The organism is Acidovorax sp. GW821-FHT10E04, assembly GCF_059415185.1.
This window is the reverse complement of sequence record NZ_JBWKMT010000002.1, coordinates 890,169-905,334: the sequence shown is the minus strand read 5'-3', so window position 1 is coordinate 905,334 and position 15,166 is coordinate 890,169. Positions and strand designations below refer to the sequence as shown.

The 15,166-nt window shown below is 64.5% G+C and carries 12 protein-coding genes and 3 pseudogenes; 12 read left to right on the top strand and 3 right to left on the bottom strand.

All coding sequences use genetic code 11. From position 1 onward, the window contains the following. The first annotated feature begins 54 nt into the window (after positions 1 to 54). Genes AC07OC_RS09250 through AC07OC_RS09240 form a run of 3 tightly spaced genes read left to right on the top strand, consistent with a single transcriptional unit; the run spans position 55 to position 1,543 of the window. A complete protein-coding gene (locus AC07OC_RS09250; protein ID WP_494600965.1) occupies positions 55 to 723 on the top strand; it encodes a hypothetical protein in 669 nt (222 codons plus the stop codon). Between the two features lie 44 nt (positions 724 to 767). Next, complete coding sequence (locus AC07OC_RS09245) at positions 768 to 1,088, top strand: hypothetical protein (protein ID WP_494600963.1); 321 nt, start codon at positions 768 to 770, stop codon at positions 1,086 to 1,088. Next, entirely contained in the window at positions 1,085 to 1,543 is a 459-nt protein-coding gene (locus AC07OC_RS09240) for a hypothetical protein (protein WP_494600961.1), read from the top strand. Before AC07OC_RS09245 ends, AC07OC_RS09240 begins: the two co-directional genes overlap by 4 nt. 224 nt (positions 1,544 to 1,767) lie before the next feature. Here the strand turns inward: AC07OC_RS09240 and AC07OC_RS09235 are convergent, their stop codons facing one another. Further along, a complete protein-coding gene (locus tag AC07OC_RS09235) occupies positions 1,768 to 2,250 on the bottom strand; it encodes a hypothetical protein (RefSeq protein WP_494600959.1) in 483 nt (160 codons plus the stop codon). Between the two features lie 29 nt (positions 2,251 to 2,279). Between AC07OC_RS09235 and AC07OC_RS09230 the strand changes: the two genes are divergently transcribed. The 4 genes from AC07OC_RS09230 to AC07OC_RS09215 all read left to right on the top strand — a co-directional run bounded on the left by AC07OC_RS09230 (position 2,280) and on the right by AC07OC_RS09215 (position 5,560). Continuing rightward, positions 2,280 to 3,107 carry a YwqG family protein gene (locus tag AC07OC_RS09230; RefSeq protein ID WP_494600957.1) on the top strand — a complete coding sequence of 276 codons (828 nt, stop codon included), beginning with the start codon at positions 2,280 to 2,282 and terminating at the stop codon, positions 3,105 to 3,107. Between the two features lie 327 nt (positions 3,108 to 3,434). Continuing rightward, on the top strand, positions 3,435 to 3,656 hold the full coding sequence (locus AC07OC_RS09225) for a hypothetical protein (RefSeq protein WP_494598436.1): 222 nt from the start codon (positions 3,435 to 3,437) through the stop codon (positions 3,654 to 3,656). 37 nt (positions 3,657 to 3,693) lie between these two features. Then, entirely contained in the window at positions 3,694 to 4,257 is a 564-nt protein-coding gene (locus AC07OC_RS09220) for a hypothetical protein (protein ID WP_494598437.1), read from the top strand. A gap of 58 nt (positions 4,258 to 4,315) precedes the next feature. Further along, the gene (locus AC07OC_RS09215; protein WP_494598438.1) at positions 4,316 to 5,560 is read left to right on the top strand and encodes a DMP19 family protein; all 1,245 of its coding nucleotides are present in this window, start codon (positions 4,316 to 4,318) and stop codon (positions 5,558 to 5,560) included. An 83-nt stretch (positions 5,561 to 5,643) separates the two neighbouring features. Here AC07OC_RS09215 and AC07OC_RS09210 read toward each other — a convergent pair whose 3' ends face one another. Further along, positions 5,644 to 10,419 carry a beta strand repeat-containing protein gene (locus AC07OC_RS09210; protein ID WP_494598439.1) on the bottom strand — a complete coding sequence of 1,592 codons (4,776 nt, stop codon included), beginning with the start codon at positions 10,417 to 10,419 and terminating at the stop codon, positions 5,644 to 5,646. 539 nt (positions 10,420 to 10,958) lie between these two features. Here AC07OC_RS09210 and AC07OC_RS09205 point away from each other — a divergent pair. The 5 genes and pseudogenes from AC07OC_RS09205 to AC07OC_RS09185 form a co-directional block, all read left to right on the top strand. Next, positions 10,959 to 11,203: pseudogene (locus AC07OC_RS09205) on the top strand (IS3 family transposase); the annotation flags it as partial. A gap of 22 nt (positions 11,204 to 11,225) precedes the next feature. Continuing rightward, on the top strand, positions 11,226 to 11,357 hold the full coding sequence (locus AC07OC_RS09200) for a hypothetical protein (RefSeq protein ID WP_494598440.1): 132 nt from the start codon (positions 11,226 to 11,228) through the stop codon (positions 11,355 to 11,357). A 279-nt stretch (positions 11,358 to 11,636) separates the two neighbouring features. After that, positions 11,637 to 11,850, top strand: a pseudogene (locus tag AC07OC_RS09195) (transposase domain-containing protein); the annotation flags it as partial. 340 nt (positions 11,851 to 12,190) lie between these two features. After that, the gene (locus AC07OC_RS09190) at positions 12,191 to 12,679 is read left to right on the top strand and encodes an ASCH domain-containing protein (protein WP_369643947.1); all 489 of its coding nucleotides are present in this window, start codon (positions 12,191 to 12,193) and stop codon (positions 12,677 to 12,679) included. Positions 12,680 to 12,770: 91 nt separating this feature from the next. Then, positions 12,771 to 13,919: pseudogene (locus AC07OC_RS09185) on the top strand (IS3 family transposase). A 38-nt stretch (positions 13,920 to 13,957) separates the two neighbouring features. Here AC07OC_RS09185 and AC07OC_RS09180 read toward each other — a convergent pair. After that, positions 13,958 to 14,947 carry a helix-turn-helix domain-containing protein gene (locus AC07OC_RS09180; protein WP_494597050.1) on the bottom strand — a complete coding sequence of 330 codons (990 nt, stop codon included), beginning with the start codon at positions 14,945 to 14,947 and terminating at the stop codon, positions 13,958 to 13,960. Between the last annotated feature and the right edge of the window lie 219 nt (positions 14,948 to 15,166).

Below are 15,166 nucleotides of genomic sequence, written 5' to 3'. Positions count from 1 at the left end.
CTGTAGCGCCCGTCCATCAAGCGCAAGCAGCTATCCATAGCGAAGCAAATTCTGATGAAGAACACCCTCCTCGCATTCACACTGGCCGCATTCAGCAACCTGCCCAGCGCTGCACAAACCACCGCGCCGACAGCCATCCACGTCGCCGCTTGCGGCCTCGAATTCGATATGCCCGCAGGCTACAAGATCACCCGCCCGCAGCGCCAGGCCGACGCCCGCTACGACCAGAGCTGCGCGTTCGACATTGTCAAAACCAAGCCCGGGCCGCCCCTGCGCGGCGAATGCAAGGACGAGCAGGAGGGCGGCCAGCCGCCCTACCACGTGTGCGACTGGGAGGTCAACGCCGGCCCGCCCACGCCCAGCGTGCGGGTGGCGCGCATACGGCCCGGCACGCACGCGTGGCTGGACTCGTTCACGCGCACGGACGACGGCCGCTGGATGGTGCCCAACGCCCACGCGGGCGACCAGCCCGCCGAGGCCTTCAGCTTCTTCGGCAAACCTGCGTGGAAGGGCGAACACGTCGTGCGCATGTTCTGGTGGCGCACGCGCACCAAGAACTACACCGGCATCTACGCCGGTTCGGGCGGCGCCGACGTCACCCTGGTGCAGCTCGCGCCCGACCTGTTCGTGCAACTGGCCAACCCGCCAGACGATGCCCAAGGCGGCTGCCAGACCTTCTGCGCCAGCCTGCGCCTGGGCGCGCGGGCGCAGGATTTACCATGAACATTGCAAAGAAGCCTTCAATGTCTCAGCAGGAGACCTGAACCATGGAACTGCCCGACGACATCCACGCCTATCTGGCCGCCACCTTCGTACCCGCTGACCGCGAGCAGGCCGCCTTGCTGCTGGCCAGCGCCCGCACCGAGGACGGCAGCGAGCCCACAGCCCGCCTGCTGCGCTGCGCCGCCTTCGCCAGCGACGGCCAATTGGCACGCCTGCGCTACTGGGTGTCGTACATGGCGCTGGACTGGCGCGACGGGGTGGTGGCGGGCGAATGCGTGCAGCAAGACGGCGTGCCCGCCCACGCCAGGGACTTCAACAAGCCGCTCGCTCCGGACGAAAGACGCGCATGCCCGAGTCCTGCATGAACCTGCGTGGCTTGGTGCTGGTGGCCAGTTTCTGGCCCAACCTGGCGGCAGCTGCTGGCCCGCCTACGGCTGCGGACCGAGCCTGTCTGCGGCTGGTCGAAGCGGCCCAGGCCCGGCAACTGGCCGGCGCCGGTAAGAACGCCGGTAGGAGTGCCGGCAAAAGCGGCCAATACGTTTGCGAGCGCCAGCCGCAGGCCTCCGCGCGTTTCGTGTTCGCGCTGCGCTGGCGCAGCAACGGCCTGCCGGCAGCAGGCAGCAACCTGGTCGGCTACTACCTTGTCGATACGGCCAGCGGCCGCATCCATGCCTGGAATCTGGGCGAGGATCAACCTGGTGAAGCCCTGGCCGCTGTTCCTGTGGCGAACCCGCCGCGCGGCCCATCGAGCGATTGCCCCGGCCCCTGCGCTATCCAGGGCTTGCCACCCGCGCCTGCGCGCACGGGCCGCACGCCATGAGCGCGAGCGGGGAAATCCCAAACGGACAGGAAGGCGCCTTGCGCCTGCGCATTCCGCACGATTTCGCCATGCTGGGCGGCGCCAGCGAAGCTTTCGTGGACGGATTCGTGCGGCTGGCCGAGGACGACAAGGGGGTGCTGGTGAGGCTGCTGCGTGACGACGCGCGCAATGCGCAGGCCACGGCGGGCAGCGTGCTCTACGCCGCCCGTCGCGGCGGCGGGCATTCAGGCGCACGCCGCGTAGCGCACCCACCCGCCGCCCAACCCGGTGCGCGGCTCGTAGCCCACCCAGACCTCGCCCCAGCCATAACGGCCCGCAGCCCAGCCGCGCGCGGCCAGCCAGTCGCGCAGGGCCTGGGCGCGCCGCCGCTCCTTGCGCTCCGACCATTCGTTCCAGTCACGGCCATAACGACTATCGTCATCGTGGAACAGAAGGCATTCGGACAACGCGCCCCGGAAGAACGCCAGCTCGATGCCCACGATGAAGCCGCCATCGCTCCAAGGCACGAGCCGGTACCAGGTCCAGTCAGACTCCTGCACCACCGCCCTGGACGCACGCGGCACCACGACCAGCGCCGCGTGGCGGTCCAGCAAGACAGCTTCCTCCAGACCGCATGCAATGCGCAGCCCATCCGGGTGGTGCAGTTCAAAGGCAGGGGTCAGCGACCGAGCGGAGGAGTCTTCGGGATAACGGGGTGTTGTATTCATGGGGTCGGCTCCATCCCGGTTCATTTTGCATGTTGAAATGGCCAGAGCACTGGCCACCAGCCATTCGCAGGAATGACCGGCACGGCGCGCCCCCCGACAAGCCATGTCGCCGCCCCCTCTGCGGCCTGTCTTCCTCAGATAAAGCAAAGGTTGTCCATATGCTGAGTCGCTATCCCCGATTTCGCAACGGCGCATCGCACGGCCTGGTTCATAAGTTGGGCGGCTTGCCCTGGGGCCTGCCCACCCGGTTGTGGCCGGTTTGCGAGGAGTGCGGGCGGCCCATGAGCCATTTGGGGCAGTTCCCGGCCCGTTCTACCGATGCGGATGCACCGGTGTTGCCTTTGGGAGCAGACGAAGTGCTGTTTCTTTTCAAATGCGAATGGGACAGCGTGTGCAGCTTCTGGGAGTCCGATGGCGGGGCAAACCGGGTCTTGTGCCTGCCACGCAGTGAGTTGGGCGACGCGCCGGCCCAGCCGCCCGCCTCGCCCAACGGCGCGCCCGAATTGCTGCCCGAATGGGGCGTGGCGCACTGGCTCGCGCAGGATGATGGCGCACCGGCTGACCTGGAAGATGCCTTCTACGACTATGGGCGCCACACGGACCTGCCCGATGACATCGCCCATCCCCACTACTGGGCTGCCGAATGGCGCACCAAGGTGGGCGGCGTTCCCTATTGGACGGGCAACGGCGCGCAAGGCATACCGCCGGGGCGCCTGCTGCTGCAGATCTACAACTGCGTACCAATAGAGGGTGGCGGTTTTGAAGAAGTCGCCAATTTCTGCTCCGATGGCACGGCGTTTGTCTTTATCGATAGTTCCCAGTCACCGCCAGCCTTCGCAATGATCATCAACCGCTGAACTCTGCAAATGCCCGCGCTGGGCGCGCCCCCCAGACTGTTTCTGCATGAATATTTTACCCATGAAAACATGGCTCCAGCGCTTATCCACCAAGCGCAAGCAGCTATGAAAAATGATTAAAATACCATGAGATACAAAGCCTGGGAATACGCACTGCACCGCCGCGGACGAGGCTGCGCTGGTGAAGAACGTCAACGCCTTCCTCGCCAGCCAGGGCTGGCGCAAGCTCTACCGCAAGGTACCCAGCGGCATCCGCAACCCCGACCGCGCGAGCGAGGAGCCGCAATACAGCCACTACTACTGCCGGTTCCTCAAGCAGCGTCCGAAATGGTATTTCGACCTGTACCCCAACGCCGACGCGTCTGGCCGATCGCGCTTTCCCGCCCCCCCGGGGCGAGCTGGACACTGTTCGTCAACTACCCCGGCCATGAACACGACCGGCCCGAGGACACGGCGCAGCTCGACGCCTTCCGCGAACGCCTCGCCACCGCCACCGGCTTTGCCGCCACGCTGCTGCATGCGTACCAGCCGGGCGAAGATCGCCAGTGAACCCGCCCCTTCTGTGCCGACGATCCCAACAGCTGCCGTGACCGTGATCGTCGATAGATTTGCCGTCGCCACACTTGCAGACCTCCGCGCGCTGGACCGCAGCGCGGCGCTTGCCGTCGTCGCTTCGTTCGTGCTGCGGCAGCAGGGCAGCGTGCGCGCGTTCGACCAGCAGCACCGCACGCGCTTGGGCGACACCTTCCTTGCTTGCGTCGATGTGGCCGGCCGCGTTGCCAGCATGCCTGCGGCCGTGCCGCATGAGCGCATTGCCGCACTCCTGGCGGCCGCCTACGGCGAGGCTCCGGATTCGGACGACTATCCCGGCCTGGTGGCACTGCAAGCCCAGCACGCCATGGCCAGTGCCCACTATCTGCTGCGCTTTTGCATTGACGCCGACTTCGGCCATCTGCGCTGGGCGCTGGAGAAAGCGCTGGAAAGCATCGACGCGGTGCGGGTCGCGCGAAACCCTGGCCAGCCGGAGAGCGCGGCATTCGGGCACGAAGTGCGCGCACTGGAAACGCTGGTGCGCATGGCGCGCAACATGCCCCGAATCGACGCGACGGGTCTTCGCACCTTGCAGGACAACGCCCAGGCCCGGCCATAGGCACTAATTTCCATGGTCAAAATGGCCTCTACCGCTTATCCACCAAGCAAATCCTCCCATGGCGTACACCAACCACCTCCCCTCCATCGACTGGCTCGCACTGCTGCGGCGGGCTCCGTATTTCAGCGCGGCCATCGTGGATGCCCTGTGCGACGCGGACCCGTCAGCGTTCGCGCCCCACCTGCGCGCCGTCTATTGCTTCGACCTGTTCGACGCGCAGGTCTCCAATGGCGGCGTGGATCAGTACTTCGACAACGTGGCCGCGCACCTGGACGATGCAAACGCGGTGCCGGGCCTCATCGCCGCCAACCCCGTCTATGCGCCCGCGCTGCCGCTGATCGAGGAAGCGCATGCGATCTGGAATGCCGTGGCAGATGCCTATCCAGAGGACGAAGACGAAGATGAGGAAGACGAAGACGCCTGGGATGCTTACCAGGATCGTCTCGCCCCGCACGAAGACCGCCTGCAGGCCATCGCCACCGAATTCTTCGCCCTGCACCACGCCATCCGCCAGCGGCTGGAGCAGGACATCGTGCGCGACCCGCACCGCTACTTCGCCATCGCGCCCGTGCCCGGCCTGCGCGGCAGCGGCGTGGAGCACATCGCGCTCGCGGGCGGCGCGCACCGCCTGCGTTTCGAGGATGGCTTTCCCATCGGCCCCAACACCTTCGAGAACGAGGGCGGCGGCTGCGACGTCGTCTGGTTCTCACGCGATCGCATGCTGCTGCAGTGCGAGACAGCGGGCTGGGCCGAGCAGCGCAACCGCCACTGGATCCACTACCCAAGCCAGTCGAGCGGCAGCTGGACTTCTGGTTCTGGCGAAGACGCGACAGTGCGCAACGACCGCTTGGCGCTGGGCCTGGGCCACCACGGCCTGCACGAGACCTTTCTCCCCAGTGGCCAGCGCGAGAGCGCCGCGCTGCACTGGCACGGCAAGGAGTTGTGCAGCGAACATTTCCACCCCGATGGCTCGCCGCTGCTGCGCATCGAGCCGCACGGCAGCGGCCAGCGCTGGCTGCGCTACTGGCCCGGCGGCGCGCTCAACACCGAAAGCCTGCAGGAGCGCGACGGCCGCGACCGTTATCTACGCTGCCTGGACGAGCACGGCACCGATCTGGCGCCGGGCGGCAACGGCCGCCTGCGCGAAGTGCTGGGGCAACTTGGCGAGATCGTGCAGTGGCGCGAAGGCGAACTCGTGAACGGTTTCCTGCACGGCCCCGTGCGGCGCATGGCCTGCCGGCCCGATGGCAGCGGGGAGCGCGAGACTGAGCGCACCTTCTACAAGAGCGGCAAAGCGCAGTAACGCGCCAGCACGGGCAGGCGCTATTTTTTTATAGCTATCAGCGCGTTCTATAAAAGCGCTGGAGGTTAATTTTTCTTGAAACCCTAAAAGCAGGCGGCTGCGCCCGTGGTGAAGCTGGTTGGCGTCGTGGCGGACGTCAGGGCGTTGGTGTTGGCCCCATTCAGGTAATTGACGACATCGACGGGAGTTGTCCCTGCCAGGAAACGCACGCGGAATTGATCTCCCGCGCCGCCCGGCGGAAACATGCGCAGCCGGATGCTTCCGGAAGTGATGTCGTCCCACCACTGGCTGCTGATGTTGTTGCCGGTGATCTCTGCACACAAGGTACTGGCGAAGGCATTCGTGGCCGATTGCATGAAGATCGCATGGCCAACGCGGGTTCCCAAGCCTCCGCCATCAGGCGTGCCAAAAGTATTGTTCGTGGCCACCACCCCCACCTGGTCGCTTCGCTGCACCAACACCTCCATGCCGCGTTGGACGATGTTCTGGAACATGTTGTTTGTCACGGTCATCTGCATGCCGCCGCTGGTGCCATCGTTGGTGATGGACAGGCCATTGGTACCAGCCGCATTCGTACCCGATCCGACCGTTCCATTGCCGACGGTGTTGTTGCTGTACACCCCCTTGTACAGGCCCGTGGCGTTCGCGCCCTTGCGGAAGGTGGTGGGCGTGAAGCCGCTCGTGACCGTGCCGTTCACCGTGATGGTGTTGTTGACGACGCTGGCGTCCATGGTGGCCGCGTTGTCGGTCAGCATCTGCACGGCCCCGGAGTTGTTGGTGAAGGTGTTGCCATTGCCCGCACCCAAAGCACCCAGGTCAATGGCCACCTGGGCGTTGCCAATGCCCTGGCCGGTGAAGGCCGTCGCGAAATTGTTGCGGAACAGCGAGCCGGTGAAGCTGCCGTTCACGACCGCCGTGCCCTGGCCCACGAACAGGACGCCCTGTGCGGAAGTCGATACCTGGGGACCCAGGCCCTCAAAGGTATTGCCGTTCGCGGTCAGGTTCAGCGTGCCCGCGCTGTTCTGCACCTCGAACTGGCGGTGGTAGCTGTTCTTGAACGTGGAGTTGGTGATGGTCACCGTGCCCGTCAGGTTGACGAATTGCACGCCGTCCTCCAGGTTCTCGTTGCCCACGCTGTCCACCGTCACGCCGGTCATGGCCAGCCCGTTCACGTTGTTGCCGTTGATGCCGATCTGCTGGCCACCCGTGACGGTGGTGCCGATGAGCGACACGTTGGTCACGCCCTCCAGGTGAATGCCCGCGCCGCAGTTGGTGTTGGTGCCGTTCAGTGCATCGCCGCAGATGGCGGCCGTTTCCTGGTTGGTACCATTGTTGTTGAACGCCATGTAGTTCAGCGTCAGGTCGCGGGTGTTCTGAAACCAGCCGCCGCGCTGGGTCTTGTTGGCAATGGTGCCGCCGCTGCCCGCCACGGTGCCGACGCCGGTCACGCGCAGGCCGTTGAAATTGCCGGTATCCCTCAGCGTAATGCCGCCAAGCGTGCCGCCCGTGCTGTTCAGGGACTCGAAGGTAAGCCCTGCCGGGCCGATGGTGGTGGCGTTGACGTAGAGCACAGGCCCCGTCCCGGTGGAGATAGTATTGCCGGGGCCCTGCACCGTGACCGTGCCGCCGCTGTTGGCCGAGAAGCCCGCGCCGCTGGTAGTGGTGATAGCCATGCCGCCGCCCACGAAGTCGGCGCTGACGTTGGTGAACACGACGGCATGGTTGCCGCCGGTGTTGAAGTTGACCCCGCTCACCGTGATTCCCGCGGCGCCGGGCACGCCCGACAAGGTGCCCGCCAGCGTGGGCCGGCTGCCCGCCGGGATGGACAGGCCGCCCACCGCCAGCGCGGCCCCCGCGCCCACCAGTTTCTGATTGGCCTGAAGGTTGAACGCCCCAGTCGTCGTGCCTGCGCCGCTGTGCACGTAGACGGTGTGGCCCGGCTGGCCCAGGCTGCTGGGCAGGCTGTTGAGCGGCGCGTGGGAACGGCCATTGCCGCCGCCCGGCGCCGCGCTGTTGACGTACCACACCATGTTGCCCACGTTGAAGGTGATGGTGGCCGTGCGCGACACGCCGCCGGACGCGCCGGTGTAGGTGAACGCATCCGCGCCGGTGAAGCCCACGGGCGGCGTGTAGGTGAATCGGCCCGCCGCATCGATGGTGACCGATCCACCTTGGGTCGTGCCCCCGCTGCCAGCAGCCACGGTGATCGCCACATTCGACGCATCATTGCTCAGCACACCCGCCGCTGCCGAGGTGTAGGGCGTGCCCGGCGCGGAATGCGCCTCCGCCACCAGTTGCGTATTGCCCACCACGGCGTAGCTGTCGTTCACCAGGTTGGGGCCGACCGCAAAGCTCTGCTGCACCTGGGGCGCGGGCAACCAGCCGCCGCCTCCAGGCTGGTTGGCGTTGATGGTGCACGTGCCCGTGCCGCCGAAACTGACTGTGTTGCCCGCAATGGAACACACCGAGGCGCTGGCGGCATCGACGGTGAGTGCCACCGCCATGCCCGAGGTGGCCGTGGCCGTGGCGTTGTAGCTGCCCCCGTAGACCGCCGCCGTGGGCGCGGTGGAGGTAAAGGTTATGGCCTGCGGAGCGAACACGGTGAACGCCTGCTGCACCTGCGGGGCGGCGTTGTAGTTGGCGTTGCCCGCCTGGTTGGCGCTGACGGTGCAGGTGCCCGCCGTGTTGAACGTCACCGTGCCCGTTCCGCTGCAGGCCCCCGAGCCGGTGATCGTGACCGGCAGGCTCGACGTGGCCGTGGCCGCCGCCGCGTAGGTACCGCCCACGGTCCCGCTGGCGGGTGCGGTGGACGTGAAGCTGATCGTCTGGTCGCTCTTGGTCACGCTGAACGACTGCTGCACCTGCGCAGCGGCGGCGTAGTCCGCATTGCCCCCCTGGTCGGCCCGCACGGTGCAGGTGCCCGCCCCGACAAAGCTCACCACGTTGGTCGCCACGGTACATACCGCCGGGGAGCCGCTGCTGAAAGTGACGGGCGCGAGGCCCGAGGATGCGGTGGCGGCCACGATATAGGTGGCGCCGCCCACCTTGGCATCCGCCGGGGCGGTGCTGGTGAAAGCCACGGTCTGGCTGGCTGGGTTCACGGTCAGCGTGAAGTTCTGCGTGGGGGACGAGCCCGCCAGGTTGGTGGCGGTGAATGTCAACGCATGCGTCCCCGCCGCGCCGCTGCCCAGCGGGGGCGTGCCGCTAAGCGTGCCGGTACCGTTGCTGTTGTCCACGAAAGACATGCCGCCTGGCAGCGCAACGCCGCCGCGGGCGATGACCGGGTGCGGGTAGCCGCTGGTGGCCACGGTGAACGAGCAGGCAGCGCCCAGGGTGCAGGCCATGGCGTTGGCGCTGGTGACGGCGGGTGCCTCATTCACGGTGAGGGTGAAGTTCTGCACCGTATTGGGAGTGATGCCGTTGGCCGCCGTGAGGGTGAGCGGGTACGCCCCACCCGTGCCCGGCACTGGCGTCCCCGCTAGCGTGGCAGTGAGTGGCGTGCCGGGGCCGTTGTAGACAAAGCTAACGCCCGTGGGCAGCGTGCCCGTCTGGGCGATACCCGTCGTGGCCGGCGTCGCCGTGGTCTGTACGGTGAAACTGCCCGGGGTACCCGCGGCGAATGCGGTGGTGTTGGCGCTGGTGAACACCGGCGACCCGCCCAGGGTCAGCGTGAAGCTCTGCGTGGTGTCGCCCGCGCTGTTGCTGGCGCGCAGCGGACACACGTAGCTGCCGCTGTCCCCCCCCGCCGGAGTGCCGCTGAAGGTGGCGGTGTTGCTGCCGCTGGTGCCAGCGAAGCTAATACTGGCGGGCAATGCGGGCACACAGGCGCCGCCGTCGATGGTGATGGTGGCGCCGGGCGCGGCCGTGGCTGTTACGGTGAAGGTGCCGGCCTGGCCGGTGAGGAACGTCGTGGCATTGGCGCTGGTGATGGCGGGTGCGAGCTGCACCGTGAGCGACACGGTAGCGGGGGCCGAATCCAGCGTGCCGTCGTTGGCCTTGAACGTGAAGCTGTCTGCGCCACCGTAGCCGGCGTTGGCCGTGTAGGTGACGTTGGGCGGCGAGCCGGAGAGCACCCCATGGGCCGGAGGCGTGATCACAGCGTAGGTGAGTGTGGCGTTTTCATAGTCGCTGCCGCTGAGCGAGAGCACCTTGCCCACACCCGCCACGGCGGTGGCGGACTGCGCTTGGGCGACGGGCGGTGCGTTCAGGGCCACGTCCACACGCAGGAACAGCAAGCCGGGCTCGGAAGTCGCGTAGAGCGCTCTGATGTCGGTACCAGTCCCTCCCACCACGTCACCGGCCGCATCACTGGCGAGTGCAGGCACGCCCGTCCAGTCGGCTACCAGCCCGTCTCGCACGATGGCGGCCAGCAGTTGGCCTGAAATCGCCACCGCCAGCAACGCGACTCCCAGGCGGTGCAGCCCCGCCCAGCCCTGGCGCCGCGCTAGCCATAGCGCGGCTGCCAGCAGCAGGGCCGTAGCCAGCAGCGCGGGCATGCTCATTGTGGGAATGCTCGTAGCTCCGGGTGGTGGGGGAGCAAGCAAGATGGGTCCTAGCAAGGCGTCTTCACCCATGACGCCGCCCGAGCCCGCCGCAAACAGGCCCACCCGCATCTGCGGCCCGACGCCCGGGGGCAGTTGCTCGGACCGAATGTAGGTCTCCACCGCCGCCGTGCCTGCCGCCCCCATGCCAGGCGCGATCGGCGTGGGCGTGTTATCCACCACCTGAGCGGGTCCCAGGCTACCGCCTGCGCATGCCTGCACACTGATGGACTGCGTGTGGTATCCCGTATCGTCCGCTTCCACGACGGTGATCAACACACGTTCGGCCCCGACGAAGCTACCTGCGGTCCTGGTCACAGTGCAGCCGGTCCCTGGATTGTTGTCGGTGTCAAGAAGAAGAGTCAGCGTGGTCGTAGCCGCCATCGTTGGCATAGCCCAGGAGAGGAGCAGGCAGGCCAATGCGGCAATCATCTGCCTGCTCCAGCGAGAGCTAGTGCTTTCCTCATCCCGGCACGCGTGGCTGCGGCTGGTCAACTTCATGAACCGAAGTGAGTTCCACTGTTTAGCCATGAGCATTGCCCCTCCGATAATCGTGTAGTAATTTTTTGGCTCACATGCCGCGACATGAGCAGCATGTGCGAGCCGGCCGATCCCGCGCTGAAGCCGACTGAAGCTCCAGCAGCGCTATTTGCACTAGGCGCCGCAATTTGCACGTCATAGCATTTGAATATTCGGGTCCAAATGCTCAACACCTCGCAGCAGGCCCCTAGGAAAAACCCAATCGTAACCACCTGTTTTAGACGTTGTCAAAAAAAATGCAATGACAAAATAGCCGTAAATTCGGCCTCATTTGGAATGCAAGGCTGATTGAAATCTCACAAAGGGCGTCGAGCACAGTGATGCATGGAAAGGTCGTACGCACCACCACTGGCGATACCAAAGCCCATGCCCTCTAGACCGGGTCAACCGGCAGTTCCGGGTCGAGCGGCCGACCATTGGTGAGTCAGCGACTTCATGTACGTCTCGACTTGGCAAGGCTGGCTGTACGCAGCCTTCGTCATCGGCGTATTTGCCAAGCGCACCGTGAGCTGGCGGGTAAGCATGTCCAATGCACACACACTTCGTTCTTGATGCGCGCGAGTAGGCCCTGTCTGGCAGCCAGCTTGGCCAAGGACAGCACCGTGGCCCATGCGCGGCTCAACGCGTGGGCGGCCGGCAAGAAGCGAGCCGAGGGCAAGGTGACCGCTCCACTCAGCCTCATAAACAATGACCGGCCGGAGTTCGTGCCGGCCTGAGGTCAAGTCCTCAATAAAAATCAGGATCTAACGCCAGTCCATCAATCGCTGGCAGCCATCAAAACAATAGTTAACCAGCCCTGCGGCGGCATGCTGCACCCCAGCCTGCCAGCAGCGTGGAGAGCAAGGCCAGACATGTCCAGTACAGCGTGGGGATGGCGGCAGGCTGTGCGCCGCCGCCAGGTGGCGCCACCACGGACAGCGGTGCCTCGAACGCACCGATGTCGCACGCCGGGCCTATGGGCGCGTCACCCCGCGCTGATTAGAGAATCGTATGGCCCGATTGCGCCAGGATGTTCGAACTGGCTATTCGCCGGCTCACTTCGAGTAGGACTGCGTGCCGCGTTCATCATGACACCTAGTTCACTCCGCGCGACTCAACGGACACGGTCCGTAGGCATACCTGCACGATGTCCTGGAGCGTCTGCCTAGGCAGCCGGCCAGCCGCGTCGATGAGCCCTTACCGCACCGGTGGCGCCGGATCGTCGATTGAATGACCGCTCGCCACCGTTGTGAAAGCAAGCGGCAACGGGCCCGAAGCCGACGCTGGCCCCCATTCCCCTAAGCGGTCATTGATTCGTACCCCAGTTGCTTGCGGCCCAAAAGCGACTGTCGAGAGACCTGCCTTAGCAAATTCGCAGGCTATAGTTGGGCCAGATGAAGCCTGCGGGGTTTGCGGGAATTTCTACACCTGAATGTTTGAGCAGCCCTGCGCTTGCAAACCCAGGCTGCAAGCCGCTTTCAGGAGGAAAAATTGTCCAGAGTATCCCGAACAATCCAGTTTATTCCCCAGGTTTTGCGGTCTAAGTTACGTTAGGCCGCACACTTTCAGCATGATGGTGATCCCCGCAAATGTCCAATCCATGTGGCGCGAGTACTTGGACATCGTTCGTGATGTCGAGGAAAGTCGCTTCTATGAGGCTTTCTCCTTCGGCGACTCTCCTGCAATGGCAGACGAACTCGGACAGTTGGTTCTAAGTCGCATAAAGCGGGCGACCGCCGGCTCCGTCTGGTCGTATGAAGATGCCGGGAAGCCAATTCCGAAGAAAGGCGATCTCAGTGTTGTCACTGACTCCAGCGGAAAGCCGTTATGCATCATCGAAACCATTCAAGTCGATATAGTTCCCTTTGATCGAGTTACATCTGAGTTCGCGTCCATTGAGGGAGAAGGTGATGGTTCTCTCACGTATTGGCGGGACGCGCACAGAGCTTACTTCACGCGGGAATGCGCTTCTTCCATGCGCGTCTTTTCTGACTCTATTCCCTTGGCCTGTGAGCAGTTCAAGGTGGTTTATCCGCTGCCAGCGCAAAGTGCCGGTTAGCTTAAGCGCTAAGCGTTGAGCGTCCGCTTGAATCGCCCCGGGTTTTCTAGACACCTCTGAGCCTCAAACCTGAGGCCCAATAGGAGGTGCCATGAGTAAGCAAAGATACCCCGAAGAATTCAAGACCGAAGCGGTCAAACAGATCACCGAGCGTGGCCACAAGGTGGCCGACGTATCCGCCAGGCTTGGTGTTAGCCAGCACAGCCTGTATCAGTGGATCAAGGCCCATCGAATGCCCGCAGCGCAACATCAAGCGCAGGGGTCACAGGCGGATGAGCTGCGCAAACTGAAGGCCGAGCTCAAACGTGTGACCGAGGAGCGCGACATCCTAAAAAAGGCCGCAGCGTACTTTGCCAAGCAGTCCGGGTGAGGTACGCATTCATCGAGCGGCATGAACACCAGCACAGCGTTCGCCGCATGTGCAAGCTCATGACCGTGCACCCCAGCGGCTACTACGCCTGGAAGTGCGATGCGGTGAGTTCTCGTGGCAAGGACGATCAACGCTTGTGGCCTGCTCAAGCACGCGTGGCTGGAGAGTGGCGGCGTCTATGGCTATCGCAGGCTCACGATGGACATGCTCGACCTGGGAGAGCGCTGCGGCAAGCACCGCGTGGCCCGATTGCTCAAGCTTGAAGGCCTGCGTTCACAAACTGGCTATCGACGCCGACCTGGCCCGCGTGGCGCCAAGCCAGCGGTGGTGGCACCAAACCATCTGCAGCGCCAGTTCAATGTCAGCGAGCCCAATCAGTCATGGGTGACCGACATCACCTACATCCGCACCCATGAAGGCTGGTTGTACCTGAGCGCCGTCATCGACCTGTTCTCCAGGCAGGTGATCGGCTGGTCCATGGGGCACCGCATCGACACTGAGTTAGTGCTCAACGCGCTGCTGATGGCATTGTGGCGCCGGCAACCCAAAGCCGCTGTCACCGTCCACTCTGATCAGGGCAGTCAGTTCACTGGGCATGCATGGCAAGACTTCCTGCGCGCTCACAACCTGGTTTCCAGCATGAGCCGTCGGGGCAATTGCCATGACAACGCCGTGGCCGAAAGCTTCTTCCAACTTTTGAAACGAGAGCGAATCCGCCGCCAGATCTACCCAACCCGCGATCAAGCCAGAGCCGATGTCTTCAATTACATCGAGATGTTTTACAACCCTAAGCGACGCCACGGCACTGCCGGAGATACTTCACCGGTAGAGTTCGAAAGACGCCATTTCCAACGGCTCAAAAGTGTCTAGGGAATCCGGGGCGATTCAGTTAGTGCCCTCAGGCCGACTCACTGCGGCCTCCATCGTGCCTCGCCCGGCGTCACACCGTAGTGCTGCTTGAACGCCCGGCCCAGAGCCGACGCCTCTGAAAACCCACAGGCACATGCAACGACCTCGATGCTCATTCCCGCGTTACGTGGCTCCTTCAGCATGGCATGGGCAGCTTGGAGGCGGGTGTGGCGCAGGGTTTCTTCGTAGCTGGTACCTGCCGATGCCAGCACGCGCTGCAACTGACGTGCCGATATGCCCTGGCGTGCAGCGAGCGATTGCAGACTCAGGCGGCTGGTGGCCAGGTGAGCGGCCATGTCGGCACGTACAGCCCGCAGCCTCACCGCAGCCAGACTATTCTCCTCAGCCCAGGCAGCATAGTCGGGCGACTGGCCCATGGCCACGGCCAGCATGTCCTGCAGCTGGCGCACTACCAACTGCTGGCTGCCGGCCCCTTCCAGGGGCTCTGATTCGATCAGTTTACCGTAGCGCTGCAGCAGGCCCAGCATGGGCGTGGGGCGCAGAGCCAGCATGGGGGCTTCACCTAGGCGCGGCAACATGCGCTCCATCTCGGAATGCGGCACGCGCAGGGCCCACGATGCACCTGCCTGCTCCATCACGATCTGCATAGGCCTCGCCTGCGATAGCAGGGCCGCCTCGCCCGGCCGCACGCGCAGTGCATCACGGCCTGGCTGACCGATGGTCATGCCCACTGAGGGCATCACCAGCATCAAATCGTCCTGCCCGTCCTTGCAAAAGGCCGCCGTGCGCGTGCTGCTTACGGCGCTGGCCTGTGAACTGCCCCAACTGGCACCCGGCAAGGTGCGCAGCCCAGCCTCGTAATGCAGCGGCTGGTTCTGGTGGACGGGGGCAACATCCACCCGCATCAAGCCGGCCAGGTAGTCGCGCATGGCCTTCAAATTCCGGTCGCCGGGCATGCCGGACAGGCGCAGCGTCGCCGTAGGGGCCGCCGCTTCTGCGGTCTGGGGTGAGTCTACAGAGGGGCTCATGCGCCGCTCCTTTCCTGTTGTGTTTCCGGTTCGGATACCTGCACAAATTGTCGCAAATAGGGCGTGTCGTGTGGCGTCATTTCCTTGGCGTTTGCCGTCATTGCCGCAGCCCTGGGGGCACTGAAAAATCTGTGGATTGAGCCCTGTCACATATCAACGGCTATCAAGATAGTTAGCTTGATGCGCATGAATGGCGGGCGCTAGAGCAAGAAAAAAGTA

Excerpts from the sequence above, each read along its gene's own strand:
- AC07OC_RS09250 (WP_494600965.1), top strand. The coding sequence starts at position 55 with ATGAAGAACACCCTCCTCGCATTCACACTGGCCGCATTCAGCAACCTG.
- AC07OC_RS09245 (WP_494600963.1), top strand. The coding sequence starts at position 768 with ATGGAACTGCCCGACGACATCCACGCCTATCTGGCCGCCACCTTCGTA.
- AC07OC_RS09240 (WP_494600961.1), top strand. The coding sequence starts at position 1,085 with ATGAACCTGCGTGGCTTGGTGCTGGTGGCCAGTTTCTGGCCCAACCTG.
- AC07OC_RS09235 (WP_494600959.1), bottom strand. The coding sequence starts at position 2,250 with ATGAATACAACACCCCGTTATCCCGAAGACTCCTCCGCTCGGTCGCTG.
- AC07OC_RS09230 (WP_494600957.1), top strand. The coding sequence starts at position 2,280 with ATGTTGAAATGGCCAGAGCACTGGCCACCAGCCATTCGCAGGAATGAC.
- AC07OC_RS09225 (WP_494598436.1), top strand. The coding sequence starts at position 3,435 with ATGGTATTTCGACCTGTACCCCAACGCCGACGCGTCTGGCCGATCGCG.
- AC07OC_RS09215 (WP_494598438.1), top strand. The coding sequence starts at position 4,316 with ATGGCGTACACCAACCACCTCCCCTCCATCGACTGGCTCGCACTGCTG.
- AC07OC_RS09190 (WP_369643947.1), top strand. The coding sequence starts at position 12,191 with ATGATGGTGATCCCCGCAAATGTCCAATCCATGTGGCGCGAGTACTTG.
- AC07OC_RS09180 (WP_494597050.1), bottom strand. The coding sequence starts at position 14,947 with ATGAGCCCCTCTGTAGACTCACCCCAGACCGCAGAAGCGGCGGCCCCT.